24 protein-coding genes and 3 tRNA genes are annotated in these 25,384 nt (G+C 57.3%); 12 read left to right on the plus strand and 15 right to left on the minus strand.

What is annotated here, in order from left to right; genetic code table 11:
- Window positions 1-82: 82 nt before the first annotated feature.
- Window positions 83-3,136: an FAD-binding and (Fe-S)-binding domain-containing protein gene (locus C1Y42_RS04285; protein WP_104092870.1), complete on the plus strand. Its 3,054-nt coding sequence runs from the start codon at window positions 83-85 to the stop codon at window positions 3,134-3,136.
- Between the two features lie 30 nt (window positions 3,137-3,166).
- On the opposite strand, the gene C1Y42_RS04290 is transcribed toward C1Y42_RS04285, so the two are convergent.
- Window positions 3,167-3,571 (minus strand): hypothetical protein, encoded by a 405-nt coding sequence (locus C1Y42_RS04290; protein WP_021506233.1) that lies wholly within the window; start codon window positions 3,569-3,571, stop codon window positions 3,167-3,169.
- A 390-nt stretch (window positions 3,572-3,961) separates the two neighbouring features.
- On the opposite strand from C1Y42_RS04290, the gene sufA reads away from it, so the two are divergent.
- From sufA to C1Y42_RS04325, 7 genes are all read left to right on the plus strand, one after another.
- Entirely contained in the window at window positions 3,962-4,336 is a 375-nt protein-coding gene (gene sufA / locus C1Y42_RS04295) for a Fe-S cluster assembly scaffold SufA (protein WP_010616252.1), read from the plus strand.
- A gap of 7 nt (window positions 4,337-4,343) precedes the next feature.
- On the plus strand, window positions 4,344-5,837 hold the full coding sequence (gene sufB / locus C1Y42_RS04300; protein ID WP_021506232.1) for a Fe-S cluster assembly protein SufB: 1,494 nt from the start codon (window positions 4,344-4,346) through the stop codon (window positions 5,835-5,837).
- Between the two features lie 39 nt (window positions 5,838-5,876).
- On the plus strand, window positions 5,877-6,623 hold the full coding sequence (gene sufC, locus C1Y42_RS04305; RefSeq protein ID WP_021506231.1) for a Fe-S cluster assembly ATPase SufC: 747 nt from the start codon (window positions 5,877-5,879) through the stop codon (window positions 6,621-6,623).
- Window positions 6,598-7,875: a Fe-S cluster assembly protein SufD gene (gene sufD / locus C1Y42_RS04310; RefSeq protein WP_021506230.1), complete on the plus strand. Its 1,278-nt coding sequence runs from the start codon at window positions 6,598-6,600 to the stop codon at window positions 7,873-7,875. The genes sufC and sufD overlap by 26 nt, the downstream gene beginning before the upstream one ends.
- Window positions 7,872-9,095, plus strand: coding sequence for a cysteine desulfurase SufS (gene sufS / locus C1Y42_RS04315; protein WP_058769697.1), 1,224 nt, complete (start codon window positions 7,872-7,874; stop codon window positions 9,093-9,095). The genes sufD and sufS overlap by 4 nt, the downstream gene beginning before the upstream one ends.
- A gap of 20 nt (window positions 9,096-9,115) precedes the next feature.
- Window positions 9,116-9,532, plus strand: a complete 417-nt coding sequence (gene sufE, locus C1Y42_RS04320; protein ID WP_021506228.1) for a cysteine desulfuration protein SufE — start codon at window positions 9,116-9,118, stop codon at window positions 9,530-9,532.
- 62 nt (window positions 9,533-9,594) lie between these two features.
- Window positions 9,595-10,632 carry a L,D-transpeptidase family protein gene (locus tag C1Y42_RS04325; protein ID WP_058757683.1) on the plus strand — a complete coding sequence of 346 codons (1,038 nt, stop codon included), beginning with the start codon at window positions 9,595-9,597 and terminating at the stop codon, window positions 10,630-10,632.
- A 75-nt stretch (window positions 10,633-10,707) separates the two neighbouring features.
- Here the strand turns inward: C1Y42_RS04325 and C1Y42_RS04330 are convergent, their stop codons facing one another.
- The 6 genes from C1Y42_RS04330 to C1Y42_RS04355 all read right to left on the minus strand — a co-directional run bounded on the left by C1Y42_RS04330 (window position 10,708) and on the right by C1Y42_RS04355 (window position 14,780).
- Window positions 10,708-10,944: a major outer membrane lipoprotein gene (locus C1Y42_RS04330; protein ID WP_007374746.1), complete on the minus strand. Its 237-nt coding sequence runs from the start codon at window positions 10,942-10,944 to the stop codon at window positions 10,708-10,710.
- 306 nt (window positions 10,945-11,250) lie between these two features.
- Entirely contained in the window at window positions 11,251-12,663 is a 1,413-nt protein-coding gene (gene pykF / locus C1Y42_RS04335) for a pyruvate kinase PykF (RefSeq protein WP_021506226.1), read from the minus strand.
- A gap of 344 nt (window positions 12,664-13,007) precedes the next feature.
- A tRNA-Val gene (locus C1Y42_RS04340) sits at window positions 13,008-13,084 on the minus strand.
- 12 nt (window positions 13,085-13,096) lie between these two features.
- Window positions 13,097-13,173, minus strand: a tRNA-Val gene (locus tag C1Y42_RS04345).
- A gap of 3 nt (window positions 13,174-13,176) precedes the next feature.
- Window positions 13,177-13,253: transfer RNA gene (locus C1Y42_RS04350), tRNA-Val, on the minus strand.
- 153 nt (window positions 13,254-13,406) lie between these two features.
- Window positions 13,407-14,780, minus strand: coding sequence for an MATE family efflux transporter (locus C1Y42_RS04355; RefSeq protein WP_058769700.1), 1,374 nt, complete (start codon window positions 14,778-14,780; stop codon window positions 13,407-13,409).
- 198 nt (window positions 14,781-14,978) lie between these two features.
- Between C1Y42_RS04355 and C1Y42_RS04360 the strand changes: the two genes are divergently transcribed.
- Window positions 14,979-15,632: a riboflavin synthase subunit alpha gene (locus C1Y42_RS04360; RefSeq protein WP_104092871.1), complete on the plus strand. Its 654-nt coding sequence runs from the start codon at window positions 14,979-14,981 to the stop codon at window positions 15,630-15,632.
- 48 nt (window positions 15,633-15,680) lie between these two features.
- Here C1Y42_RS04360 and cfa read toward each other — a convergent pair whose 3' ends face one another.
- Window positions 15,681-16,829 (minus strand): cyclopropane fatty acyl phospholipid synthase, encoded by a 1,149-nt coding sequence (cfa, locus tag C1Y42_RS04365; RefSeq protein WP_059011030.1) that lies wholly within the window; start codon window positions 16,827-16,829, stop codon window positions 15,681-15,683.
- A gap of 310 nt (window positions 16,830-17,139) precedes the next feature.
- Window positions 17,140-18,342 (minus strand): purine nucleoside transporter PunC, encoded by a 1,203-nt coding sequence (gene punC / locus C1Y42_RS04370; protein ID WP_104092872.1) that lies wholly within the window; start codon window positions 18,340-18,342, stop codon window positions 17,140-17,142.
- Window positions 18,343-18,451: 109 nt separating this feature from the next.
- On the opposite strand from punC, the gene punR reads away from it, so the two are divergent.
- Window positions 18,452-19,363 (plus strand): DNA-binding transcriptional activator PunR, encoded by a 912-nt coding sequence (gene punR / locus C1Y42_RS04375; RefSeq protein ID WP_059011034.1) that lies wholly within the window; start codon window positions 18,452-18,454, stop codon window positions 19,361-19,363.
- Here punR and purR read toward each other — a convergent pair.
- On the minus strand, window positions 19,360-20,385 hold the full coding sequence (gene purR / locus C1Y42_RS04380) for an HTH-type transcriptional repressor PurR (RefSeq protein ID WP_021506220.1): 1,026 nt from the start codon (window positions 20,383-20,385) through the stop codon (window positions 19,360-19,362). The genes punR and purR overlap by 4 nt on opposite strands.
- A 273-nt stretch (window positions 20,386-20,658) precedes the next feature.
- Here purR and C1Y42_RS04385 point away from each other — a divergent pair, with 273 nt between their 5' ends.
- The gene (locus C1Y42_RS04385; protein WP_021506219.1) at window positions 20,659-20,748 is read left to right on the plus strand and encodes a YnhF family membrane protein; all 90 of its coding nucleotides are present in this window, start codon (window positions 20,659-20,661) and stop codon (window positions 20,746-20,748) included.
- Between the two features lie 56 nt (window positions 20,749-20,804).
- On the opposite strand, the gene C1Y42_RS04390 is transcribed toward C1Y42_RS04385, so the two are convergent.
- Window positions 20,805-21,596, minus strand: a complete 792-nt coding sequence (locus tag C1Y42_RS04390; RefSeq protein ID WP_021506218.1) for a C40 family peptidase — start codon at window positions 21,594-21,596, stop codon at window positions 20,805-20,807.
- A 366-nt stretch (window positions 21,597-21,962) separates the two neighbouring features.
- Here C1Y42_RS04390 and C1Y42_RS04395 point away from each other — a divergent pair, with 366 nt between their 5' ends.
- Window positions 21,963-22,295: a Grx4 family monothiol glutaredoxin gene (locus C1Y42_RS04395; protein ID WP_021506217.1), complete on the plus strand. Its 333-nt coding sequence runs from the start codon at window positions 21,963-21,965 to the stop codon at window positions 22,293-22,295.
- Between the two features lie 52 nt (window positions 22,296-22,347).
- Here the strand turns inward: C1Y42_RS04395 and rnt are convergent, their stop codons facing one another.
- The 4 genes from rnt to C1Y42_RS04415 all read right to left on the minus strand — a co-directional run bounded on the left by rnt (window position 22,348) and on the right by C1Y42_RS04415 (window position 25,377).
- Window positions 22,348-23,016 (minus strand): ribonuclease T, encoded by a 669-nt coding sequence (rnt, locus tag C1Y42_RS04400; protein WP_021506216.1) that lies wholly within the window; start codon window positions 23,014-23,016, stop codon window positions 22,348-22,350.
- A 108-nt stretch (window positions 23,017-23,124) separates the two neighbouring features.
- Window positions 23,125-23,532 carry a lactoylglutathione lyase gene (gene gloA / locus C1Y42_RS04405; RefSeq protein WP_021314698.1) on the minus strand — a complete coding sequence of 136 codons (408 nt, stop codon included), beginning with the start codon at window positions 23,530-23,532 and terminating at the stop codon, window positions 23,125-23,127.
- A gap of 101 nt (window positions 23,533-23,633) precedes the next feature.
- Entirely contained in the window at window positions 23,634-24,731 is a 1,098-nt protein-coding gene (locus C1Y42_RS04410; RefSeq protein WP_058776267.1) for an alkene reductase, read from the minus strand.
- A gap of 49 nt (window positions 24,732-24,780) precedes the next feature.
- Window positions 24,781-25,377 (minus strand): TetR/AcrR family transcriptional regulator, encoded by a 597-nt coding sequence (locus tag C1Y42_RS04415; protein WP_104092873.1) that lies wholly within the window; start codon window positions 25,375-25,377, stop codon window positions 24,781-24,783.
- Between the last annotated feature and the right edge of the window lie 7 nt (window positions 25,378-25,384).

Raw genomic sequence — 25,384 nt, forward strand, 5'->3', positions numbered from 1 at the left:
CGGGCGGCAAAAAAATGTGATACAACCAAGAGCTGAAAAAAATTAACCACGCAAACGTTTACAACATCCCGGTCACGAAATAATGATCCCACAGATTTCTCAGGCGCCAGGCCTCGTTCAACTGGTGCTGACATTCCTGCAGTCGCTGAAAGAACAAGGTTTTACCGGCGACACCGCGACCAGCTATGCCGACCGCCTCACGCTCTCCACCGATAACAGTATCTATCAGCTCCTGCCCGATGCGGCGCTGTTTCCGCGTTCAACGGCGGACGTGGCGCTGATCGCCCGACTGGCCGGTGAGCCGCGTTTCAACAGCCTGGTGTTTACCCCGCGCGGCGGCGGTACCGGCACTAACGGGCAGTCACTCAATCAGGGCATTGTGGTCGACATGTCGCGCTACATGAACCGCATCCTCGAGATCAACACCGAGCAGGGCTGGGTGCGGGTAGAAGCCGGCGTGGTGAAGGACCAGCTTAACGCCTGGCTTAGGCCGTACGGCTTTTTCTTCTCTCCGGAGCTGTCGACCAGTAACCGCGCCACGCTGGGCGGCATGATCAATACCGATGCCTCCGGTCAGGGATCGCTGGTGTATGGTAAAACCTCCGATCACGTCGAAGGCCTGCGTGCCGTGCTGCTGGGCGGCGAAATTCTCGATACGCGCGCCATGCCCACCGCGCTGGCGGAACAGCTGGCCACGACGCCGACCGCTGAAGGGCGCATCTATAAAGCAGTGCTTAACCGCTGCCGCGAGCAGCGTGAGCTGATTCTGGCAAAATTCCCCAAACTGAACCGCTTCCTCACCGGTTATGACCTGCGCCATGTGTTCAGTGATGATTTGCAAACTTTCGATCTGACGCGCCTGTTGTGCGGCGCCGAAGGCACGCTGGCCTTTATCACCGAAGCCCGGCTGGATATCACACCCATTCCCAAAGTGCGCCGGCTGGTGAACATTAAGTACGATTCGTTCGATTCCGCACTGCGCAATGCGCCTTTTATGGTCGAGGCGCAGGCCCTGTCGGTGGAGACAGTGGATTCGAAAGTGCTTAACCTGGCGCGCGAGGATATCGTCTGGCATTCGGTCAGCGAGCTGATCACCGATGTGCCAGGCAAAGAGATGCTTGGCCTGAATATTGTCGAGTTTGCCGGCGACGATGCGGCGCTGATTGCGCAGCAGGTGACGACGCTGTGCGCGCGGCTGGATGAGCTGATGGCGCAGCAGCAGGGCGGCGTGATGGGCTATCAGCTGTGTGATGATCTGGCGGGCATTGAGCGCATCTATAACATGCGTAAAAAAGCGGTAGGTCTGCTTGGCAACGCCAAAGGGCGCGCCAAACCGATTCCGTTCGTGGAAGACACCGCCGTGCCGCCGGAGCATCTGGCGGATTACATTGTGGATTTTCGTGCGCTGCTCGACAGCCACGGCCTGAGCTATGGCATGTTTGGTCACGTGGATGCCGGCGTGCTGCACGTGCGTCCGGCGCTGGACATGTGCGATCCGCAGCAGGAGATGCTGATGAAGCAGATCTCGGACGAAGTGGTGGCGCTTACCGCGCGCTACGGCGGTCTGCTGTGGGGCGAGCACGGCAAAGGCTTCCGTGCCCAGTACAGTCCGGCGTTCTTTGGCGAAACGCTGTTTAATGAGCTGCGCCGCATCAAAGCGGCGTTCGATCCGGATAACCGTCTCAACCCCGGCAAAATCTGTACGCCGCTGGGTAACGACGAACCCATGATGCAAGTCGATGCGGCCACGCGCGGCAGCTGGGATCGCCAGATTCCGCTGACGGTACGCAATGACTGGCGCGGCGCGATGGAGTGTAACGGCAACGGACTGTGCTTTAACTTTGACGTGCGCAGCCCGATGTGCCCGTCGATGAAAATCACCCGCAATCGTATCCATTCGCCAAAAGGACGCGCCACGCTGACGCGTGAGTGGCTGCGCCTGCTGGCGGAGCAGGGCGTTGACCCGCTTAAGCTGGAGCAGGCCTTGCCAGCACAGGGCGCCAGCCTGCGCAGTCTGATTCAGCGCACGCGCAATTCGTGGCATGCGAAGCAGGGCGAATATGACTTCTCGCATGAAGTGAAAGAGGCGATGTCCGGCTGCCTGGCGTGTAAAGCCTGTTCGACCCAGTGCCCGATTAAAATCGACGTGCCGAACTTCCGCTCACGCTTCCTGCAGCTTTATCACACCCGCTATCTGCGCCCGGTCAGCGACCATCTGGTGGCGTCGGTTGAAAGCTATGCGCCGCTGATGGCGAAAGCTCCGCGGGTGTTCAACTTCTTCCTGAAACAGCCGTGGATGCGCGACCTCAGCCAGCGCCACATCGGCATGGTCGATCTGCCGCTGCTCTCCTCGCCGAGCCTGAAGCAGCAGCTGAGCGGCCACCCGGCGATGCGGGTCACGCTGGAGCAACTCGAGGCGATGGATGCGGCCCAGCGCGAACAGCACGTGCTGGTGGTGCAGGATCCGTTTACCAGCTATTACGAAGCGCAGCTGGTGACCGATTTCATCCGGCTGATTGAAAAACTCGGCTACCGGCCGGTGCTGCTGCCGTTCTCTCCTAACGGGAAAGCGCAGCACGTGAAAGGTTTTCTGCAGCGCTTTGCCCGCACCGCCGGCAAAACCGCTGAATTCCTCAACCGGGTGGCGCAGCTCGGCGTGCCAATGGTCGGTGTCGATCCGGCCACGGTGCTGTGCTATCGCGACGAGTATCAGCAGGTGCTGGGCGAGCAGCGCGGCACGTTCAGTGTGCAGCTGGTGCATGAATGGCTCCACGGCGTGCTGGCCGGGCGCGAGGAGCAGATCGCCAGCGGCGAAGCCTGGTATCTGTTTGCCCACTGCACCGAGGTCACGGCGCTGCCGTCAACGCCCAATCAGTGGCAGGCTATTTTTGCCCGTTTTGGCGCGAAGCTGGAGAACATCAACGTGGGCTGCTGTGGCATGGCCGGCACTTATGGTCACGAGAGTAAAAACCTGGCCAACTCGCTGGGCATTTATGAACTGTCGTGGCATCCGCAACTGCAGAAGCTGCCGCGTCAGCGCTGTCTGGCGACCGGCTTCTCCTGCCGCAGCCAGGTGAAACGCGCCGAGGGCAACGGTATGCGCCATCCGCTACAGGCTTTGCTGGAATTGATGTAAACAAATTGTAGGAGCCGTCACAAAGCTGGATTAGAATATCCAGCCTGCGTGGCGGACGAAATCACTTTGCAGGCGGGTCGCCTGGTCCCAGTCGCCGCTGAGCGCCAGTTGATGACACAAACGGGTCAGCGACAGGCGCGCCAGCTGGTAAGCCTGAATACGGAACAGGCGATCGCGATCGGCATTGCCCATCTCCTGTACTAAGCGGTGGTGCAGCTTGCCCATCGCGTGCAGGTAGCTGTGATCGTCGCCGTTCAGCTGGCAGATTTCGGCCATGTCGAGACAGGTATCGTTAAAACGACGCAGTTGTTCAATGGAACAATCGGTGCGGTTGAGCTTTGCCTGAGCCAGATAGAAGTCGACGGTGATATCGCGGACCGAAAACTTATATTCGTCGATTTTGTGTTGTAACCAGGCTGAGACGGAAAGCGTCATGTCGCCACCCAAAGTAGGTTAATGATAATCATTATCATATTAAACCGCGCCAGGAATGCAATTCCCGCCGTGAAATTTTATTGATTTCCTTTGCCTGTTACAAAAATCGGCAATAACAATCTCTTTACATTCAGCAAAGGCGTAACCTATCAATCAGAGCATAAACGTAAAAAGGGAACTGGAAAATTTACGGCTTATGAACAGGTTACGTTTTGACGGCGCGCGCGGGAATGGCGCGCACAAGCTGGTGGGAAGGGACTATGCTTAATAAAGCAGCAGTAAAAAACAGCACGAGATGATTATCCCTGCAAAACAAGAGGTTGAAGTGATATCTGATATCACTACCATAGGGGGATAGCCTGAAAAGGCCCAGACTTACGAGGTAGCACTATGTCATCAGTAAATGCAGCGTCTTTTTCACCTGACGAATTCGTCTGGAAAGGGCTCACGCTGACCGAGTCGGCAGCGAAACAGATTCTCAGCCTGGTGGAACAGGACCCGGAAGTTAAGGGCCTGAAACTGGGTGTGAAACAGTCCGGCTGTGCCGGTTTTGGGTACGTTATGGACCTGGTGAAAGCGCCTGCCGATGACGACCTGCAGTTCGAGCAATATGGCGCAAAACTGTTTGTGCCGCTTCAGGCGATGCCGTTTGTTGACGGTACCGAGCTGGATTATGTCCGCGAAGGCCTGAACCAGATTTTTAAATTCAACAACCCTAAAGCTCAGCACGCCTGCGGGTGCGGTGAAAGCTTTGGCGTCGAGTAAGTGAAATATGTCACGACACAGCGAAGCATCTGACGATGTACAAACCTGGGAAGGCAGCCTGAACTATAAAGAAGGCTTCTTCACCCAGCTGCAAACCGACGAACTGGCACACGGCATCAATGAAGATGTGGTGCGTGCCATTTCGGCCAAACGTAACGAACCCGAGTGGATGCTGGAGTTCCGTCTCAAGGCGTTTCGCGCCTGGCTGGAGATGGAAGAGCCACACTGGCTGAAAGCGCACTACGACAAACTCGATTATCAGGATTACAGCTACTATTCCGCGCCGTCCTGCGGCAATTGCGATGACAGCTGTGCCTCTGAACCGGGTGCCACCCAGACGTCCGGCAGCGTCGCCTCCAGCGATTACCTGACCAAAGAAGTGGAAGACGCGTTTAACCAGCTGGGCGTGCCGGTGCGTGAAGGCAGAGAAGTGGCGGTGGACGCCATTTTCGACTCGGTGTCCGTGTCGACCACTTATCGTGACAAGCTGGCTGAGCAGGGCATTATTTTCTGCTCCTTCGGTGAAGCGATCCACGATCATCCGGAGCTGGTACAGAAGTATCTTGGCACCGTGGTGCCGCACAACGATAACTTCTTTGCTGCGCTCAACTCGGCGGTGGCGTCCGACGGTACCTTCGTCTACATCCCGAAAGGCGTGCGTTGCCCGATGGAGCTGTCGACCTATTTCCGCATCAACGCGGCGAAAACCGGCCAGTTCGAACGTACCATTCTGATTGCTGATGAAGACAGCTACGTCAGCTACATCGAAGGCTGTTCAGCGCCGGTGCGCGACACCTACCAGCTGCACGCAGCGGTGGTTGAAGTGATCATCCACAAAAACGCCGAAGTGAAATACTCCACGGTGCAGAACTGGTTCCCGGGCGGAGAAGGCGAGGGCGGTATCCTCAACTTCGTGACCAAGCGTGCGCTGTGTGAAGGCGAGCACAGCAAAATGTCGTGGACGCAGTCCGAGACCGGCTCAGCCATCACCTGGAAATACCCGAGCTGCATCCTGCGCGGTGATTACTCAGTGGGCGAATTCTACTCCGTCGCGCTGACCAGCGGTCGCCAGCAGGCCGATACCGGTACCAAGATGATTCACATTGGTAAAAACACCAAATCGACCATCATCTCGAAAGGTATCTCCGCCGGTAAGAGCCAGAACACCTACCGCGGCCTGGTGAAAATCATGCCGACCGCGACTAACGCGCGTAACTTCACCCAGTGTGACTCGATGCTGATTGGGCCGGACTGCGGTGCGCACACCTTCCCGTACGTGGAAACGCGCAACAACAGCGCGCAGCTTGAGCACGAAGCCACGACGTCGCGCATCGGTGAAGATCAGATGTTCTACTGCCTGCAGCGCGGCATTAGCGAAGAAGATGCGATCTCGATGATCGTCAACGGCTTCTGTAAAGACGTTTTCTCCGAGCTGCCACTGGAATTCGCCGTGGAAGCGCAAAAATTGTTAGCGATCAGCCTTGAGCACAGTGTCGGCTGATGCCACACGCGTTGCCGGAAGCAATGTGAAGGAAAGAGTATGTTAAGCATTAAAGATTTACAGGTTAGCGTTGAAGACAAAGAGATTTTGCGCGGTCTGAACCTCGAGGTTAAGCCGGGCGAAGTGCATGCCATCATGGGCCCGAACGGCTCCGGCAAGAGCACCCTGTCTGCCACGCTGGCCGGTCGTGAAGATTATGAAATCACCGGCGGTTCCGTGACCTTTAAAGGCAAAGACCTGCTGGAGCTGGAGCCGGAAGAGCGTGCCGGTGAAGGCATCTTCATGGCGTTTCAGTACCCGGTCGAGATCCCGGGCGTCAGCAACCAGTTCTTCCTGCAGACTTCGGTCAATGCGGTACGTAAATACCGTGAGCAGGAAGAGCTGGACCGTTTCGACTTCCAGGACTTCATCGAAGACAAGATCAAGCTGCTGAAGATGCCGGAAGATCTGCTGACCCGTTCCGTCAACGTCGGCTTCTCCGGCGGTGAGAAGAAGCGTAATGACATCCTGCAGATGGCGGCGCTGGAGCCTGAGCTGTGCATCCTCGATGAAACCGACTCCGGTCTGGATATCGATGCGCTGAAAATTGTTGCAGAAGGCGTAAACAGCCTGCGCGACGGCAAGCGCTCATTCATCATCGTAACGCACTACCAGCGCATCCTGGATTACATCAAGCCAGATCACGTGCACGTGCTGTATCAGGGCAAAATCGTGAAGTCTGGTGACTTTACGCTGGTGAAACAGCTGGAGGAGCAAGGCTATGGCTGGCTTACCGACCAGGAGTGATAACGCGCTGCAGCAGTGGCATCACCTGTTTGAGTCACGCGGCGAACAGCGTTCGCTGCAGGCACAGCAGCACTGGCAGCAATTGATGCGTGTCGGCCTGCCGACGCGCAAGCATGAAAACTGGAAATACACCGCGCTGGACAGCCTGCTGGCACAGCAGTTCGTGCAGGCGGACGCGCCAGGCGTGAGCGCTGAGCAGGTGGCTGCGCTGGCGCTGCCGCTGGACGCGATTTGCCTGGTGTTCGTCGATGGTCGCTTCCAGCCTGAGCTGAGCGCGCGTGATACCGGTCTGTTTGACGTGCAGCACAGCCGTGCCGCTGAGCGACGTCCGTTACCGGCCGCAGTACAGCCGGAGGTGTTCCTGCACCTGACGGAAAGTCTGGCGGAAGAGGTGACCTCGATTCGTCTGCCGCGCGGCAAAGCTGCGGCGCAGCCGCTCTATCTGCTGCACATTACCAGCGGCCAGGCGGATGCGCTCAACACTGTACATCATCGTCACCATCTGGAGCTGGAGTCCGGCGCGGAAGCGCAGGTGATCGAGCATTACGTGACGCTGAATGGCAGCGCCCACTTCACCGGCGCGCGCTTTACCTTTGCGGTGGGCGACAATGCGCAGCTGAAGCACACCAAGCTGGCGTTTGAAGAGAGCAGCAGCTACCACTTTGCGCACAACGACATCGTGATTGGCCGTGACGCGCAGGTGAGCAGCACCAGCTTCCTGCTGGGTGCCGGTTTGTCGCGTCACAATACCAGCGTGCAGCTGAACGGTGAGAACACCCAGCTGTCGCTGAACAGCCTGGTGCTGCCGGTAGGCAGCGAAGTGGCGGATACGCGCAGCTATCTGGAGCACAACAAAGGCCACTGCCTGAGTCGCCAGCTGCACAAAACCATTTCGCGTGACAAAGGGCGCTCGGTGTTTAACGGCCACATTAAAGTGGCGCAGCACGCGCTGAAAACTGACGGCCAGATGACCAACAACAACCTATTGCTCGGTCGCCTGGCGGAAGTGGACACCAAGCCGCAGCTGGAAATCTACGCCGATGACGTCAAGTGCAGCCACGGCGCGACTATCGGTCGCATCGACGACGAGCAGATGTTCTACCTGCGCTCGCGCGGCATCGCCGAAGACGCGGCGCAGCAGATGATCATCCATGCTTTCGCCGCTGAACTGACGGAAGCGCTGGAAGATGACGCGCTGCGCCAGGTGGTACTGCAACGTATTACCGACCGTTTCCCGGGAGTTGAGTCATGAGTTTCGATCTCGAACGAGTCAGAGCGGAGTTTCCGATTCTGAGTCGTGAGGTCAACGGACATCCGCTGGCCTACCTTGACAGCGCGGCCAGCGCACAGCGCCCGCTCGCGGTGATCAATGCGGAGAGTCACTTCTATCAGCACGGCTATGCGGCCGTGCACCGTGGCATTCACTCGCTGAGCGCGCAGGCGACCAGCGATATGGAAAACGTGCGCGCCCAGGCGGCGCGTTTTCTGCATGCCGCGGCAGCCGAAGAGATCATCTTCGTTAAAGGTACCACCGAAGGCATCAATCTGGTGGCTAACAGCTGGGGCGGCAGTCAGCTGCAGCCGGGCGATAACCTGATCGTCACTGAGATGGAGCACCACGCCAATATCGTGCCGTGGCAGATGGTGGCGCAGCGTACCGGCGCGGAAATCCGTGTGCTGCCACTTAACGACAACGGCGAGCTGGCGCTGGAACAGCTGGCGGGGCTGATCGACAGCCGTACGCGCCTGCTGGCCGTGACGCACGTTTCCAACGTGCTCGGCACGGTTAACCCGGTGAAAGCCATCGTGGCGCAGGCGAAAGCCGCGGGCGTGGTGACGCTGGTGGACGGTGCCCAGGCTGTGATGCACCACCCCGTTGACGTGCAGGATATCGGCTGCGATTTCTACGTGTTCTCCGGCCATAAAATCTATGGGCCGACCGGGATTGGCGTGTTGTACGCGCGTAAGGCGCTGCAGGAGATCATGCCGCCGTGGGAAGGCGGCGGTTCGATGATCGATCAGGTCATGCTGCCCACCGGTACCACCTGGAATGGCGCACCGTGGCGCTTTGAAGCCGGCACGCCGAACACCGGCGGCATTATTGGTCTCGGCGCGGCGCTGACGTGGATCAGCGAACTCGGTCTGGAGACGATCCATCAGCGCGAGAGCCAGCTGATGCGTTACGCGCTGGACAAGCTGGCGTCGGTGCCGGACCTGGTTATCTACGGCCCGGCCGAGCGCAGCGGCGTGGTGGCGTTTAACCTTGGTAAGCACCACGCGTTTGACGTTGGCAGCTTCCTCGACCAGTACGGCATTGCCATCCGCACCGGCCACCACTGTGCCATGCCGCTGATGCGTCATTATGCGGTGCCCGCGATGTGTCGCGCCTCTTTCGCGCTCTACAACAGCGAAGAGGAAGCCGATCGCCTGGCGGCTGGCCTGACGCGCATTCATCGTCTGCTGGGCGGTTGAGCAGATTTCAGGAGTTATGCATGGCAAACCTGCCAGAAAAAGAGAAACTGGTGCGCAACTTCAATCGTTGCGCCAACTGGGAAGAGAAGTACCTCTACATCATTGAACTCGGGGCAAAATTACCAGAATCCTCTGAAAGCTTGCATCAGCCGCAGTACGTCATTTCCGGCTGTCAGAGTCAGGTATGGATTCGCATGACCCCACAGGCTGACGGCACCATTGCTTTTGAAGGTGACAGCGATGCCGCCATCGTTAAGGGCTTGATTGCCGTGGTATTTAGCCTGTATCAGGGGCTGAAAGCGCCAGAGATTCTGGCACTGGATGTCGCCCACTGGTTTGGCGAACTGGCCCTGACGCAACACCTCACCCCTTCGCGTTCGCAGGGGCTGGAAGCGATGATTCGCGCGATCCGGCATAACGCACAGTCTCTCAGCTAAGTTACACTCTCCAGACCCCGGCCATGACCGGGGTCTGTTCCATCCGACAAAGAGAAAATTGCATGAAACCTGCGCTTCGTTTAGCCGGTGCATTGCTGTTGTCCTGTTTCGGACTGTCTGCACCTGCGTTTGCTACGGAATACCCCCTGCCAGCCGCTGATAGCCGTTTGATTGGCGAAAACACCCTGACCACCGTCCCGGATGACAAACGGCCGCTGGAGAGCATTGCCGCGCGTTATAAGATAGGCATGCTTGGCATGCTGGAAGCCAACCCGGGCGTCGACCCCTGGCTGCCGAAAGCCGGCACGCAGCTTACCGTGCCGCTGCAGATGCTGCTGCCGGATGCGCCGCGTGAAGGTATCGTGATCAACCTGGCCGAACTGCGTCTCTACTACTATCCCAAAGGGGAAAATCGCGTCGTGGTTTATCCGATCGGCATCGGCCAGTTGGGTGCCGCCACGCCCAGTATGGTGACGAGTATCAGCCAGAAAATCCCTAACCCCACCTGGACGCCCACCGTCAATATCCGCAAACGCTACGCCAAAGAGGGCATCACGTTGCCCGCGATGGTGCCTGCCGGGCCGGATAACCCGATGGGGCTGTTTGCGTTGCGTCTGGCGCGCGGTAGCGGCCAGTATCTGATTCACGGTACCAACGCCGACTTCGGCATCGGGATGCGCGTCAGCTCCGGCTGTATTCGTTTGCGCCCGGACGATATCGAAGCGCTGTTTAACAGCGTGCCACAGGGTACACGCGTACAGGTGATTAACCAGCCGATCAAATATGCCATCGAACCCGACGGCAAACGCTACATCGAGGTACACCAGCCGCTGTCGCGTAATGAACAGGACGATCCGCAGACCATGCCAATTGCGCTGAGCGCGCCGCTGAAAGCCTTTATAAAGAGTGCGAAGAGCGACAGTGCGCTGATAAAGGCGGCGATTGAACGTCGTTCAGGCATGCCGGTACTGGTGAGCAGTGGGGAACCGGTGAGTGAGGCGACGCCGCTGCCGGCAGTGCTGCAGACGCAGCAGGGGGCAACAGGCGGTGCGCAAGCCACCATCAGTCAGGCGCAGGGCGAAGCCGCTGCGACACCGTGATTCAGGGCCAGCGGACGGCAGAATCCGGACAAAAAAAATGGTGCCACAAGGGCACCATTTTTCAAACCAGAACTCTTACTTACGGTAAGAGTGAGCCTGGTTGTCCAGACGCTGGTTAGCGCGAGCTGCGTCGTCTTTAGCAGCCTGAACGTCAGAACGGATTGCGTTCACGTCGTTGCTCAGCTGGTCAACTTTAGCGTTCAGAGTCTGAACGTCTGAAGACAGCTGGTCGATTTTAGCGTTGCTTGAGCAACCAGCCAGCAGAGTTGAACCCAGGATTACCGCGCCCAGTACCAGTTTAGTACGATTCATTATTTATACCCTCTAGATTGAGTTAATCTCCATGTAGCGTTACAAGTATTACACAAAGCTTTTTAAGTTGAGAATAAATTTTTGATGAGAACATGCTTAAATTTGATCGTTCGCTCAAAGAAGCAGCGTTTCGCAGAACATGATGAAAATATTTAGCGAAAACAGAGAGATTTAATCGGATTAACCTTAATTCTGCGGGATATTGAATAGTTATTATCGATTGGAATTTTCCGCTTTCTGTCTCAGGCGCGGAATAAAAAAAAGCGCCCCGAAAGGCGCTCTTTTAAATAAACATCACCGGCTCGATCAGAGTACGTGCACCGACGCGGTGTTGGTGGTTCCGCTCGGTACCAGCGCACCCGAAACCATCACCACGACATCGCCTTTCTGCGCGTAGCCACTCTGCAGCGCCATCTCTTTGCCGATGCGGTAGAAATCATCGGTCGAGGCGATTTCGCTCACCAGACGCGTTTCAATCCCTTTGCTGAGAATCAGCTGACGCGCGGTGGTTTGGTTAGTGGTCAGGGCCAGAATGGTGGCATCCGGGAAGTATTTACGCACGGATTTAGCCGACTTACCGCCTTCGGTCGCCACCACAATCACCGGCGCTTCCAGTTTCTCAGCGGTCTCAACGGCGCCACGGCACACTGCTTCAGTGATACGCAGCTTGCGCGAATCCTGCAGGGAATCGATGCGCGATTTCATCACGCGATCGGTACGCTCGCAGATGGTCGCCATGATGGTGACCGACTCCAGCGGGTATTTACCCTTGGCGCTCTCACCGGACAGCATCACCGCGTCGGTACCGTCGAGGATGGCGTTGGCCACGTCGCCGGCTTCAGCACGGGTAGGGCGCGGGTTCTTGATCATCGAATCCAGCATCTGCGTCGCGGTGATCACCACTTTGCGCGCTTTATTACACTTCTTGATCATCATCTTCTGCGCGAAGATCACTTCTTCAACCGGGATTTCCACACCGAGGTCACCACGCGCGACCATGATGCCGTCAGAGGCTTCCAGGATCTCGTCGAAGTTGTTCAGGCCTTCCTGGTTTTCGATCTTGGAGATGATCTGAATGTGCTCACCGCCGTGGGCTTTCAGGTGCTCACGGATTTCCAGCACGTCAGAACGTTTACGTATGAAGGAAGCCGCAACGAAATCCACGCCCTGTTCGCAGCCGAAGATCAGATCGCGCTTGTCTTTTTCCGCCAGTGCCGGCAGCTGAATGGACACGCCTGGCAGGTTGACGCCTTTGTTTTCGCCAAGGTCGCCATTGTTCAGCACTTTACATACCACGGTGTTTTCCGTGACTTCGGTGACTTCCATCCCGATCAGACCATCGTCGACCAGCACGGTGTTACCAATTTTCAGGTCTTCGGTGAAACCGGCGTAAGTAACGGCAACGCGCTCGCTGTTACCAATCACTGACTGATCGGTGGTGAAGGTAAAGGTCTGGCCAGCTTTCAGGGACACATCATTGCCACCGTCCAGTTTCATGGTACGGATTTCCGGGCCTTTGGTGTCCAGCAGAATCGCGGCCTGGCGACCGGTTTTTTCCATGACGGCACGCATGTTGGTGATGCGCTGACCATGTTCGGCATAATCCCCGTGAGAGAAGTTCAGGCGCATGACGTTCATGCCCGCTTCCAGCAGTTGAGTCAGCATCTCTTCGGATTCGGTTTTCGGACCGATAGTACAAACGATCTTGGTCTTTTTCATGTCAGATTTCTGTAAGTTGTGATGGATGATAAAGGTCGGGGTTCGATGCGCCTGGCACCGAAGTAAAAATCTGTTTGGTGTTGGTACGTTTGCCACAGAAGTAAGAATAGGTGACGACGGCTAAGCGTGCAGAGAAGTTATGCGCCGGGCGGAGAGACCGTAGCGACGGCGTTGCGCAAATGATGTAAGTGGCTGGCATAGGCACGTTAGCGCTGAAACCTTTCAGGTGGAACAACGCGGCATAGTATAGTCGCTAAGTATGCGAAAACCAATATAAAAGCAGAGGGAGAAAACCGACTCAGATCAAGGAAAGGCGAGTTGCGCAAGGGAGATAACAGCAAAAGTGGTGCGCTCTAATGGACTCGAACCATCGACCCCCACCATGTCAAGGTGGTGCTCTAACCAACTGAGCTAAGAGCGCATTTCAGAAATCTGGTGCGTCCGAGTGGACTCGAACCACCGACCCCCACCATGTCAAGGTGGTGCTCTAACCAACTGAGCTACGGACGCACTTGGTGCGCTCTAATGGACTCGAACCATCGACCCCCACCATGTCAAGGTGGTGCTCTAACCAACTGAGCTAAGAGCGCAACACGCTGTCAGGGCGACAGCGGGGACGAATATTAACGGCAGGCCGTGATGCTGGCAAGCGGAAAAGTGATTTTTCCTGACGACTGACCAGCAACTGTGCTATGCGTCGTTTTTTTCGCCATTGCGGGCCAAATAAACGCCCGCTCAGCCACTTAGCGCGCGGCGCGCGCCAGAATCACCTGCGCCGGTAAACGCTGCAAACGGCGGATGCGCCAGATCATCATTACCGCCGCCGACGTCAGGCCGACGATAAATCCGCACCAGAAACCGGCTGGCCCCAGTGGTGCCACCACCCAGTCGGTCAGCGCCAGCACGTAACCCACCGGCAGCCCCAGCACCCAGTAGGCGATCAGGGTAATAAAGAAGATCGAGCGCGTGTCCTTATAGCCGCGCAGGATACCGCTGCCAATCACCTGAATCGAATCAGAGAACTGGTAGATGGCCGCCAGCAGCATCAGCTGTGCCGCCAGGGTAATCACTTCCGGATTAGCGGTATAGAGCGCGGCAATATCGTGGCGGAAGGTCACGGTAAACAGCGCGGTGATCGCCGCCATGGTGATACCCACGCCCTGGCCGGTCCACGCGGCGATGCGGGCCTGTTCGGCTGAGCCCTGGCCCAGACGGTAGCCGACACGAATGGTGGTGGCGACGCCGAGCGACAGCGGCAGCACAAACATCAGCGAGCTAAAGTTGAGCGCGATCTGATGACCAGCGACTTTCACAATGCCGAGCGGCGACACCAGCAGCGCCACCACGGCAAACAGCGTGACCTCAAAAAACAGCGCCAGCGCGACCGGTAATCCCAGCGTGAACAGGCGCGTCAGGATGGCGCGCGACGGTGGCGACCAGCGGCTATGCATGCGGATATCGCGCATGGCCGGCATGCGCTTCAGCCAGAAGCGCATCACCAGATACATCACCCAGTAAACCGACGCGGTGGCGACGCCACAGCCCACGCCGCCCAGCGCAGGCATACCGAAATGGCCGTAAATAAACACATAGTTCAGTGGAATGTTGGTCAGCAGGCCGAGGAAACCCAGCAGCATCGCCGGCTTGGTCTTCGACAGCCCTTCACACTGATTACGTGCCACCTGGAAAAACAGGTAGCCCGGTGCGCCCCACAGCAGCGCGTGCAGATAACCTTCTGCTTTGGCCGCCAGCTGAGGATCAATGTCATGCATGGTGTGAATCAGGTAGCCGGCGTTCCACAGCACCACCATAATCAGCAGCGCCACGCCCGCCGCCAGCCAGTAACCCTGGCGCACCTGTTCTGCGATGCGTTCGCGTCGCCCGGATCCGTTGAGTTGCGCAACGGTTGGCGTCAATGCCAGCAGCAGACCATGACCAAACAAAATGGCGGGAAGCCAGATAGAGGTGCCGACAGCAACGGCGGCCATATCCGTGGCGCTCACCGCACCGGCCATTATGGTATCCACAAATCCCATCGCGGTCTGTGCCACCTGAGCAAGGATGACCGGGATCGCGAGGGCCAGCAATTGACGCGCTTCTGTTAAATACTTCTGCACGTATCACCTGCGTAATTTAAGAAGAGAGCGGGGTGGAATCCCCAAAGAATGCGCGACCTAGTGTAGCGGTAGCCCGCACTTCCGCCAAACATTGATCGCATTTGGCTGCGCCATTTGTGTAAAGTTTGCGCGCCGGCAAATTAAACCTTGCGGCGCAAGCTGTGATAAACTGCCACAAACTTCGCAGAGGCTGAAATTATGTTTACCGGAATTGTGCAGGGCACGGCAGAAATTGTCGCCATTGAAGAAAAAGAGTTGTTCCGCACCCACACCGTGCGCTTGCCTGCTGAGCTGCTGCCCGGCCTGGCGCTGGGCGCCTCGGTAGCGCACAACGGGTGCTGCCTGACGGTGACCGCCATTGACGGCGATCGCGTCAGCTTCGATCTCATCAAAGAGACGCTGCGCATCACCAACCTCGGTGAATTACAGGTTGGTGACATCGTGAATATTGAGCGCGCCGCGAAATTCAGCGATGAAATTGGCGGACACCTGATGTCCGGCCATATTATGACCACCGCCGAAATCTGTAAAATTATCCAGTCAGAGAATAACCGCGAAGTGTGGTTTAAATTACAGGACGCTGAGCAGATCAAATATATTCTGCATAAAGGATTCGTCGGCATCGATGGTATCAGCCTGACAGTCGGTGATGTCACCAAAAGTAAGTTCTGCGTGCATCTGATCCCGGAAACGCTGGAGCGCACCACGCTGGGCGCGAAGAAGCTGGGGCATCGGGTCAATATCGAAATCGATCCGCATACCCAGGCGATTGTCGACACCGTCGAACGTGTGCTGGCGCAGCGTGATGCCGCGGCTGCGCTGTTGGCACAAACGCTGCCGGACGCGGAGTAATCGCGAATAAAAAAGGCGCGGTAAGCGCCTTTTAGCATTGCACGGAAATCAACGCGCCACGCGCAAACCGCCTTCGGCGCCGCGGCTGAAAACTACCTGCCACAGCTGAATATCCCGCGCGCGAAACGCACCGGCGCAGGCGTTGAGGTAATAGCTGAACATCCGTTTGAAACGCTCGCCATACTTCTCCGCCAGCTGCGGCCATGCCGCCTGGAACCGCTCATGCCAGGCCATCAGCGTGGTGTCATAATCCGCGCCGAAGTTATGCCAGTCTTCCATGATGAAGTGAGATTCGCTGGCATCGGCAATCTGCCGTACCGACGGTAAACAGCCGTTGGGGAAAATGTATTTATCGATCCACGGGTCGACGTTCATGTCGGTTCTGATCGCCCCAATGGTGTGCAGCAAAAACAGGCCTTCCGGTTTCAGGTTACGATCAACCACATTGAAGTAGGTGGCATAGTTTTTCGGCCCGACGTGTTCGAACATGCCCACCGACACGATGCGGTCAAACTGCTGGTCCAAATCACGGTAATCCTGCAGCAGAATGGTCACATCAAGACCGGCACAGCGCTGCTGCGCCATTTTCTGCTGCTCGGCAGAGATAGTCACGCCATGCACTTTTACCCCGTAATGACGCGCGGCGAATTCCGCCAGTCCGCCCCAGCCGCAGCCGATATCCAGTAGCGTCATGCCCGGCTCAAGCTGCAGCTTGCGGCAGATCATATCCAGCTTGTCCTGCTGTGCCTGCTCCAGCGTTTCCGCGCTTTTCCAGTAGCCGCAGGAGTACTGCATAAACGGATCGAGCATCAATGAAAACAGGTCGTTGCCAAGATCGTAGTGCTCTTTACCAACAATCCAGGCGCGTTTCTTTGACTGCAGATTGGTGAGGCGCGCCGCAGCAATGCGCAGCGTATCTTTAAAATGGTGCGGTAACTGCTTATCCAGATGATGTTTCAGCACGCGGTGGAAGAACATATCCAGACGTTCACACTCCCACCAGCCGTCCATGTAGCTTTCACCGAGGCCCAGCGATCCTTCCTGCAGGACCCGTTTGAAAAAATCCGCATGTCTGACCTGAATATCCCAGGGACGTGTGCCGTTGATGTGAATGTCCGCCCGCTCCAGTAATTCATGGGCGATACGAAACCATTGGTTTTCTTCAAGGCTCACTTCTTCTATACACGATGAACTCATAGCTTCTCCATCACCTTTCCGATTTGAACCTGAGAAAAAGAATAGTCAAATTCCTCAGGCCTGTGAGAGAACTCACGGAAAATCCGTGCGCCAGATAGCCGACGTATTACAGAGGTATGAATCTGAATAGAAATGTCTGCCACAACTCCGGAGGTGAATATCGTGCAGACGCCATCCCAGCGACAGTGTCGCTAAAAAATACGATCATTATGTTATTGATTTGTTGCAGAAATGCTGACCCACTGAGTATATGCTCACGCAGGTCAGTATTCAATGGCTTATCGTTAGTTTGCTAACGATAATCGTTGCCTTAGCAATTATCTTCGCAGGGACGGGAAGCGTGAGCAATATCACTTTGTGCGCTGGCGCTGCGCTGCCACAGGAAACCGGCCCACGCGAGGATCACTGTCGCCACCATGACCAGCGTGGTATGTAACAGCGCCTGCTGCAGACCGGCGGAAACAATCAGGCTGGCGAGGAAGCATAAGCCCAGCTGCAGCAGATTCTGCAGGCCGGCCGCTTTGCCGGTGGCCTGCGGGAACGGGGCGAGGGCGCTGGACACCACAATCGGGTAAATCGCGCCATTGGCCAGCGCCATGCCGCAGAACGGCAGCAGCAGAGCCACCAGCGGCGGCGTGGTGATCAGCGCCACCGCAAACAGACCCAGAATGCTCAGACTGTAAATCATCAGCAACCACGGCAGCAGCTGCGCACCCTGAAAGCGGTTCAGCAGTGCGCGACAGCCAAATCCGCCCAGCAGGAAGGCGATGGTCTGTGGAATATAGCTCAGGCCAATGTCCGCCGGGCTCAGACCCGCGGCGGCGAGGATAAACGGCGAGCCGGTCAGCCAGGCGAAGAAACTGGCGGAGCAGGCGGCATAAATCAGTACGTTACCGCTGTAAATACGCGTCGCCAGCAGCGTCAGCCAGCCCGGCTGCGGCGTGCTGTCGTGGCGCGCACGCGGCGCGCTGGCCAGTTTCACCGTGCCGAACAGCAGCACCAGCGTCACCAGCGTGAGCGCGAGGAAGATGGCGCGCCAGTGGAAATGGGCCATCAGCCAGGCACCCAGCAGCGGCGCCAGCGCCGGTGACAGCGCCACCAGCGGCATAATCGTGGCAAACACTTTGTTGGCTTTGGCCTGCGGATAGCGATCAACCACCAGCGCCTGCCAGCTCACCGCCGCGGCGCATACGCCTACCGCCTGCACAAAGCGCAGCGCCAGCATCAGCCAGACGTTAGTTACCCACAGCATGGCAAGACAGCTCAGCGCAAACAGGCTCAGGCCCGCCAGCAGAATGGGTTTACGGCCGAAGCGGTCCGACAGCACACCCCACAGCACCTGCGCACAGGCAAAGCCGCCCAGAAACAGGCTCAGGCTGGCGCTGATGGTGCCCGGTGCGGAAGCAAAGTCGCGCTGCATGGCGCCGAAGGCGGGTAAATACATATCGGTGGCCAGAAAGCCGAGCATGCTCAGCACGGCAAGGTAAGGCAGAAATCCTTTGGATGACAGCATGGTTTTTCTCATTCGGCAGGTTGAACGGCGGGGAGTGTAAAAGGGTGCAGCGGGCTTTGTGAAACGCTAATATTTGCAGGGTGCTGTTAAAATTTTTGAAGGGAAAATTATGTGGTCAGAATATGCGCTTGAAGTGGTGGACGCGGTAGCGCGCACCGGCAGTTTTAGCGCGGCGGCGCAGGAGCTGCACCGCGTGCCCTCTGCCATCAGCTATACCGTGCGCCAGCTGGAAGGCTGGCTGGCGGTACCGCTGTTTGAGCGGCAGCATCGCGAAGTGGTGCTGACGGCAGCAGGCGAACATTTTGTGCGTGAAGGGCGTTCTGTTATCAAAAAAATGCTGGCCACGCGCCGTCAATGTCAGCAGCTGGCTAACGGCTGGCGCGGTCAGCTCAGCATCGCGGTAGATTGCATCGTCAAACCGCAGCGCACCCGCCAGCTGGTAAAGGATTTTTACCGCCATTTCCCCGATATGGAGCTGATCATCAGCTACGAAGTATTTAACGGCGTATGGGACGCGCTGGCTGATGGTCGTGTCGATGTGGCGATTGGCGCCACCCAGGCCATTCCGGTCGGCGGCCGCTTCGCCTTTCAGGATATGGGCGCGCTCAACTGGCGCTGCGTGGTGAGTCCGCAGCATGCGCTGGCCCACAGTCCGCAGCTGGATGACGAAACCCTGCGCGCCTGGCCGTCGCTGGTGCTGGAAGATACGTCGCGCGCGCTGCCGCGCCGCATGACGTGGACGCTGGATAACCAGCGGCGGCTGGTGGTGCCGGAGTGGGAAACCGGGCTGGATTGCCTGCAGGCCGGATTGTGCGTGGGCATGGTGCCGGGCCACCTGGCGCGCCCGCTGCTGGACAGCGGCGCGCTGGTGGAGCTGGCGTTGCCGCAGCCGTTTCCGGACAGCCCGTGTTGCGTCAGCTGGTCTGAGCAGCGCGCGTCACCGGCGCTGGCGTGGTTGCTGGAATATCTGGGCGATGCGGAGACGCTGAACCACGAGTGGCTCAGCGAGAAGGCGGCTTAACGGCGGTAATCGCGGAACGGGCCATCGGCCACGGAGCGACGCTCAATCAGCGTGGGCTGCACTTCAATGGTCTGCGGTTCTTCGCGTTTGCTGGTGATGCGGTCCAGCAGCATCTCCAGTGCCTTTTCCCCCAGCTGCGCTTTCGGCTGGTGCACGGTTGTCAGCGCCGGGGTGAAGTAGCGCGCGTTGCGCACATTGTCATAGCCAATCACCGAAATATCCTGCGGCACGCGCAGTCCCATCTCATCGGCCGCGCAAATCGCGCCCATCGCCATGATATCGCCGCCGCAGAACACCGCCGTCGGGCGCTGTTTCTGGTTCAGAATCTGCTGCATCGCCTGATAACCTGACTCCGGTTCGAAGTCACCCTGCACAATCCACTCGGGACGGACGCTGATGCCCGCTTCCTGCATCGCCTGCAGAAAACCCGCATGACGACCGCCACCGGTGTTGCGTTCCATCTGGCCGGGGATGGCACCGATATCGCGATGGCCGCGCTCAATCAGGTATCGTCCGGCGAGGTAACCGCCGTGGAACGCATTGTCCTGCACGGTATCGGTAAAGTCCCCGCGCGATTCGCCCCAGTCCATGACCACCATCGGGATATTGCGGTTCTCTTCCAGCATCTGCAGCAGATCGTCGGGATATTCGGAGCACATGACCAGCAGGCCATCGACGCGCTTTTGCGCCATCATCGAAAGATAAGCGCGCTGTTTTTGCAGATCGTTATGCGCGTTGCCGAGAATCAGCGTGTAACCACGCTCAAAGCAGTGATTCTCCACGGCTTCAATAATTTCGGCGAAGTAGGGCGCTTCGCTGGAGGTCGCCAGCAGGCCCAGCGTCTTGGTGTGATTCACCTTCAGGCTGCGGGCCACCGCGCTCGGTGAGTAGTGCAGCGCTTTAATCGCTTCCCATACGGCGTTACGCGTCTCTTCCGCGACAAAACGCGTTTTGTTGATGACATGCGAAACCGTGGTGGTTGAGACCCCGGCGCGTTTCGCCACATCTTTAATGGTTGCCATGAAAATGGTACTCCTGGGCTTATCGCAACTTACTGATAAGTATATTGTTAAACGTTTGCGTCTGCTAATGGTTTTGCGCCCTGAATATCAGGGCTGATCTGCTTAATCGGGCAGGAAAACATCCTTCAGCAGGCTGTCAATGCAGCATGCGCTAAATCTGTTGCGCAACGAAAGGCGGCGATTCTAGCAAGCCGGGGCGGATAACACGAGATTTTTGCCCATCACTGTGCGAAAATTATTTAACCATGCAAACTGTGTGACTAAGGAGTTGTGATGAGTACCGATTTAAAACTGGCATTGACCACCACCGCCGCTGCTCTGCTGATGATTATTGCCTTTAGCTTTACCGCCATTCTGCATTAATAAAAAAGCCGGTGCTGCTGAACAGCCACCGGCTTTTTTGTTGCGCAACGCTGAGGTTAGCGCACGGTTTTCGGCGTCATCATACGGCGTGCGCCAACGTAATGCTTCTGCCAGTAATCCTCGCCCAGCGCGCTAATCTGAATGTCCTTACCGGTGCGCGGAGACTGAATGAATTTGCCATTGCCCAGATAAACCCCGACATGGTCGGCGGTGCCGCGGTTGTTGATGCGGAAGAACACCAGATCGCCTTTCTCCAGCATCTCGCGCTTGATCGGCGCGGCGTCGCGCAGGTGATACATCTCATTGGCGGTGCGGGGAAATTTAAACTTCACCAGGTCTTTGTAGGCGTACCACACTAAACCACTGCAGTCGAAACCGGTGTGCGGTGAGGTGCCTCCCCACTGATACGGTTTACCCAGCTGGCCCATCAGTTTCGTCATCGCGGTTTCACGTGCTTTTTGATAGCGCAGGCGGTGGGCCTTGCTCATTTTAATGCCGCTCAGCTGCTGCACTTCATCATCAACGGCAACGTCACGCGATTTCTTCGCCAGCCGCTGATGACCATATTTTTTCGCACTGAGCTTGAGTGAGGATTTGCGCTGCGTGGTGTGCTGAAGAGCCGTTTCGCTTTTCTGCTGTTTTTTCAGCCTGAACTTCTGCACCGACGTCAGGCGTGACTTTTTGCTGGTGGTTTTCACCGGGCGTCGTTTGCGACGCTCATCTTCACGCGCGTTCTTTTTCTCCGCTTTCTGCAAACTGGCATTAACCGGCGCATGCGGAGAAGCCGCCGCCACATTAAAGAACAGTTGGGCAAAAGCCAGTATGAAAAGCGTAATCAGTAAACGCATAGTCCGGTTACAGGTTAAGCCGTCGGCAGGAAGCCAGACCGCGGTAAAGTTAGAAAAATCTGATCGACGATCAGCACCGGGGCAATTCTAATCCACTTTTTTTGCAAAAGGTAAGGTCTTTTTCCATTAATCTGTCACGGTACTGAAAGTGGGGCAAAAATGAGCGATTTCAGCTGTTTAACCCAGCGGAATTATTGCTAATTATTAATTGATTAATGCTTATTAATGATATGAAAATGTTATTCGTGGCGCGCGAACTTAACAAACATGGCGATATGCGCCGGCTAAGGCAAAATCCCGTTTTCAGTCGCGGGGCGAAGTCGCTACAATAAACAAACACGAAGTGAAGGATTAAGGAAGGCAAAAATGAGTACTGTTGAAAAAATTCAGCGCCAGATCGCAGAAAACCCGATCCTGCTGTACATGAAAGGTTCGCCGAAACTGCCAAGCTGCGGTTTCTCTGCGCAGGCGGTACAGGCGCTGTCTGCCTGTGGTGAGCGCTTTGCGTACGTAGACATTCTGCAAAATCCGGATATCCGCGCTGAGTTACCGAAATACGCCAACTGGCCAACTTTCCCGCAGCTGTGGGTGGATGGCGAGCTGGTCGGCGGCTGTGACATCATCGTTGAGATGTTCCAGCGCGGCGAACTGCAACCGCTGATCAAAGAGACCGCTGAGAAGCACAAAGAAGCAGAATAAGCAAAAGGCCGACAGCAGTGTCGGCCTTTTTTTGGCTGCGGTCTGACGGGCCTCAGGCGGAGGCATCGTCTTCGGCCGGCTCTTCACTCACCGCCAGCGGCCAGCCGCCGAGGCGTTTCCAGCGATTCACCAGTTCGCAAAATAGCGTGGCGGTCTGTTCGGTATCGTACAGTGCCGAGTGCGCCTGAGTGCTGTCAAAATCTATTCCCGCCGCTTTACAGGCCTTCGCCAGTACCGTTTGTCCCAGCACCAGCCCGCTCAGCGCGGCGGTGTCAAAGGTGGCGAACGGGTGGAATGGGTTACGCTTCATGCCGGTGCGCTCTGCTGCCGCCATCAGAAAATTATGATCAAAGGTGGCATTGTGCGCCACGATAATCGCCCGGTTACAGCCGCTGTCTTTGGTGCCTTTACGCACCATTTTGAAAATGGCGTGCAGCGCCTCATATTCACTCACCGCGCCGCGCAGCGGATTACTGGGGTCGATGCCGGTAAACGCCAGCGCTTCGGGATTGAGAATCGCCCCTTCGAACGGCTCCACGTGGAAATGCAGGGTTTCATCGCGGTGCAGCCAGCCATCCTCATCCATTTTTAACGTAGTGGCCGCGATTTCCAGCAGCGCATCGGTTTGCGCATTAAAACCGGCGGTTTCAACGTCAATCACCACAGGATAAAAACCACGGAAGCGTTGATGGAGAGCGTTTAAGGCGTTCGATTCAGACATCAGGATCTCATTGCAGGAAATGGGGCAGCGCGCATTATGGCAAAAATCGGCGCAGGGTGCAGCAGGAGAGGGAAGTCAGCCCGCAAATTAGCAGGCTGACTAACGGCATTAGTTGCCGAGGCCGTGACCGGCGTGTTTGTTTTCGATCAGCTCGATTTTGTAGCCGTCCGGATCTTCCACGAAAGCGATGATGGTGCTGCCGCCTTTGACCGGGCCGGCTTCACGCGTGACGTTACCGCCCGCCTGACGGATGCGGTCGCAGGTCGCCGCGACATCATCCACGCCCAGCGCGATGTGGCCGTAGGCATTGCCGAGGTCGTATTTATCCACGCCCCAGTTGTAGGTCAGCTCAATGACCGCACCTTCGCTCTCTTCGGTGTAACCCACGAAAGCCAGGGTGTATTTGTATTCGGTGTTTTCGCTCTGACGCAGCACGCGCATGCCCAGCACGCGGGTGTAAAAATCGATGGAGCGCTGCAAATCGCCAACGCGTAACATAGTGTGAAGTAAACGCATAACATCCTCTTTTTAAAAGTCATCAGGGAACCCGCTTAGTATAGCGAGGGAATGCCCTGAAGAAAGCACGCGGCCGCACATCCGCTGCGGCCGCGTTTGACTTACAGTGTCGGGTAGTCGGTGTAACCTTCCGCGCCGCCGCCGTAGAAGCTCTCCGGGCGCTGCGGGTTAAGCGGTGCATCCTGCTGCAGGCGTGCTACCAGATCCGGGTTGGCGATGAAGTCACGGCCAAAGGCCACCGCGTCAATCAGGCCACGCGCAATCAGATCGTCCGCTTTTTCCACGGTGTAGGCACCGGCACCGATAATCACGCCCGGGAAGGCGGCACGCACTTTCTGACGGAACTCATCGGTGTAAGGCTTACCGCCCGCCCAGTCTGGCTCAGACAGGTGCAGGTAGGCGAGGCCGCGCTTGCCCAGTTCGCTGATATACCACAGTGCCGCTTCTTCTTCATCCGGACCGTTTTCCAGATTCTGGAAGGCGCCGATTGGTGAGATACGAATACCAATGCGATCGGCTGACCAGTTAGCAATCGCCGCATCGACCACTTCCAGCGCGAAACGGCCGCGCTTCTCAATCGAACCGCCGTATTCATCGGTACGCTGGTTAGAACCGGGTGCGAGGAACTGATGCATCAGATAGCCGTGCGCAGAGTGCAGTTCCAGCAGGTCAAAATCGGCGTCGCGCGCATTCGCTGCCGCCTGACCGAAGTCTTTAACGATCTGCTGAATTTCTGCCACGCTCAGTTCACGCGGCATGGAGGTATCTTCGCGGTATACGCTGCCGTCGGCGGCGCGAAGCGAGGTACGAGTGCCTGCGGCGATCGCGGACGGTGCAACCGGCGCTTTGCCATCCGGCTGCACGCTATTATGCGAGATGCGGCCGGTGTGCCACAGCTGAACGGCGCTGTGACCGTGCGCGGCGTGAATGCCTTCGTTAATCATTTTCCACGCAGCAATCTGCTCCGCGGTGTGCAAACCCGGCGCACCGGCGTAGCCTTTCGCCTGGAACGAAACCTGGGTGGCTTCGGTAATGATCAGACCCGCGCTGGCGCGCTGCTGATAATACTCCGCCATCAGCGGGGTAGGAATATCGCCCGGTTCAATGCTGCGCAGACGCGTCAGCGGCGCCATAAATACACGGTTAGGTACGGTAATCGCGCCCACTTTCAGCGGGGTGAACAGCTGTTTACTCGCCATGATGACTCCTGTAATAGACCGGTCGTCTAGAAATTGCCGTTTTTAAAAATCAGCGGTGATTAAGCCACTGTTCGATGGTGTCGAGCGCCAGGCTAATCGGCCCGGGCTCACGTGAAATCTTGCTCTGCAGGCTGGCTCCCAGCCACAGCAGATAACAGCGTTGCGCCAGCTGCTGCGGGCTTTGCCCATAGGGCAGCGGCTGTTCGGCTGCGACCTCCGTCAGACAACGTGCGTAAGCGGCCGTGATGGCCGTAGCCCCGCGCTGCAGCGCATCGCGCATCGGCTCTGACAGATCGCACACTTCGCCGGAAAGCTTAACGCCCAGACAGCCGACGATGTGACCCTGCTCAATAAACAGCCGTTCCGCGTAGCGAAAATGCTGCAGTAAGCGTTTGCGTGCAGTAACGCCGGGCTGGGTCAGCTGCTGTTCAACCTGCTGCTGATAGTTGACGAAATAGCGCTCCAGCAGCGCCACACCGAACGCTTCTTTTGAGCGGAAGTAGTGATAAAACGAGCCTTTCGGCACTTCCGCCAGCGCCAGCATTTCGCTCAACCCCATGCCGGTGAAACCGCGCTGCAGGCAGACCTGCTCGCCGGTGGCGAGCAGATGTTCACGGGTTTCGTTGCGTTGCACTGTCTTGTTCATGGCAGGC

Origin of the sequence: Pantoea sp. ICBG 985, assembly GCF_002928365.1 — a bacterium.
Lineage (GTDB): Bacteria > Pseudomonadota > Gammaproteobacteria > Enterobacterales > Enterobacteriaceae > Pantoea > Pantoea dispersa.

What these genes read in the sequence shown, in the direction of transcription:
- C1Y42_RS04410 (WP_058776267.1), bottom strand. Translation starts at nt 24,731, where the DNA reads ATGGCGAGTAAACAGCTGTTCACCCCGCTGAAAGTGGGCGCGATTACC.
- sufS (WP_058769697.1), top strand. Translation starts at nt 7,872, where the DNA reads ATGAGTTTCGATCTCGAACGAGTCAGAGCGGAGTTTCCGATTCTGAGT.
- sufA (WP_010616252.1), top strand. Translation starts at nt 3,962, where the DNA reads ATGTCATCAGTAAATGCAGCGTCTTTTTCACCTGACGAATTCGTCTGG.
- C1Y42_RS04330 (WP_007374746.1), bottom strand. Translation starts at nt 10,944, where the DNA reads ATGAATCGTACTAAACTGGTACTGGGCGCGGTAATCCTGGGTTCAACT.
- C1Y42_RS04395 (WP_021506217.1), top strand. Translation starts at nt 21,963, where the DNA reads ATGAGTACTGTTGAAAAAATTCAGCGCCAGATCGCAGAAAACCCGATC.
- gloA (WP_021314698.1), bottom strand. Translation starts at nt 23,532, where the DNA reads ATGCGTTTACTTCACACTATGTTACGCGTTGGCGATTTGCAGCGCTCC.
- punR (WP_059011034.1), top strand. Translation starts at nt 18,452, where the DNA reads ATGTGGTCAGAATATGCGCTTGAAGTGGTGGACGCGGTAGCGCGCACC.
- purR (WP_021506220.1), bottom strand. Translation starts at nt 20,385, where the DNA reads ATGGCAACCATTAAAGATGTGGCGAAACGCGCCGGGGTCTCAACCACC.
- punC (WP_104092872.1), bottom strand. Translation starts at nt 18,342, where the DNA reads ATGCTGTCATCCAAAGGATTTCTGCCTTACCTTGCCGTGCTGAGCATG.
- sufE (WP_021506228.1), top strand. Translation starts at nt 9,116, where the DNA reads ATGGCAAACCTGCCAGAAAAAGAGAAACTGGTGCGCAACTTCAATCGT.
- sufB (WP_021506232.1), top strand. Translation starts at nt 4,344, where the DNA reads ATGTCACGACACAGCGAAGCATCTGACGATGTACAAACCTGGGAAGGC.
- pykF (WP_021506226.1), bottom strand. Translation starts at nt 12,663, where the DNA reads ATGAAAAAGACCAAGATCGTTTGTACTATCGGTCCGAAAACCGAATCC.
- C1Y42_RS04325 (WP_058757683.1), top strand. Translation starts at nt 9,595, where the DNA reads ATGAAACCTGCGCTTCGTTTAGCCGGTGCATTGCTGTTGTCCTGTTTC.
- C1Y42_RS04285 (WP_104092870.1), top strand. Translation starts at nt 83, where the DNA reads ATGATCCCACAGATTTCTCAGGCGCCAGGCCTCGTTCAACTGGTGCTG.
- sufC (WP_021506231.1), top strand. Translation starts at nt 5,877, where the DNA reads ATGTTAAGCATTAAAGATTTACAGGTTAGCGTTGAAGACAAAGAGATT.
- C1Y42_RS04290 (WP_021506233.1), bottom strand. Translation starts at nt 3,571, where the DNA reads ATGACGCTTTCCGTCTCAGCCTGGTTACAACACAAAATCGACGAATAT.
- sufD (WP_021506230.1), top strand. Translation starts at nt 6,598, where the DNA reads ATGGCTGGCTTACCGACCAGGAGTGATAACGCGCTGCAGCAGTGGCAT.
- C1Y42_RS04390 (WP_021506218.1), bottom strand. Translation starts at nt 21,596, where the DNA reads ATGCGTTTACTGATTACGCTTTTCATACTGGCTTTTGCCCAACTGTTC.
- C1Y42_RS04360 (WP_104092871.1), top strand. Translation starts at nt 14,979, where the DNA reads ATGTTTACCGGAATTGTGCAGGGCACGGCAGAAATTGTCGCCATTGAA.
- C1Y42_RS04415 (WP_104092873.1), bottom strand. Translation starts at nt 25,377, where the DNA reads ATGAACAAGACAGTGCAACGCAACGAAACCCGTGAACATCTGCTCGCC.
- C1Y42_RS04385 (WP_021506219.1), top strand. Translation starts at nt 20,659, where the DNA reads ATGAGTACCGATTTAAAACTGGCATTGACCACCACCGCCGCTGCTCTG.
- rnt (WP_021506216.1), bottom strand. Translation starts at nt 23,016, where the DNA reads ATGTCTGAATCGAACGCCTTAAACGCTCTCCATCAACGCTTCCGTGGT.
- cfa (WP_059011030.1), bottom strand. Translation starts at nt 16,829, where the DNA reads ATGAGTTCATCGTGTATAGAAGAAGTGAGCCTTGAAGAAAACCAATGG.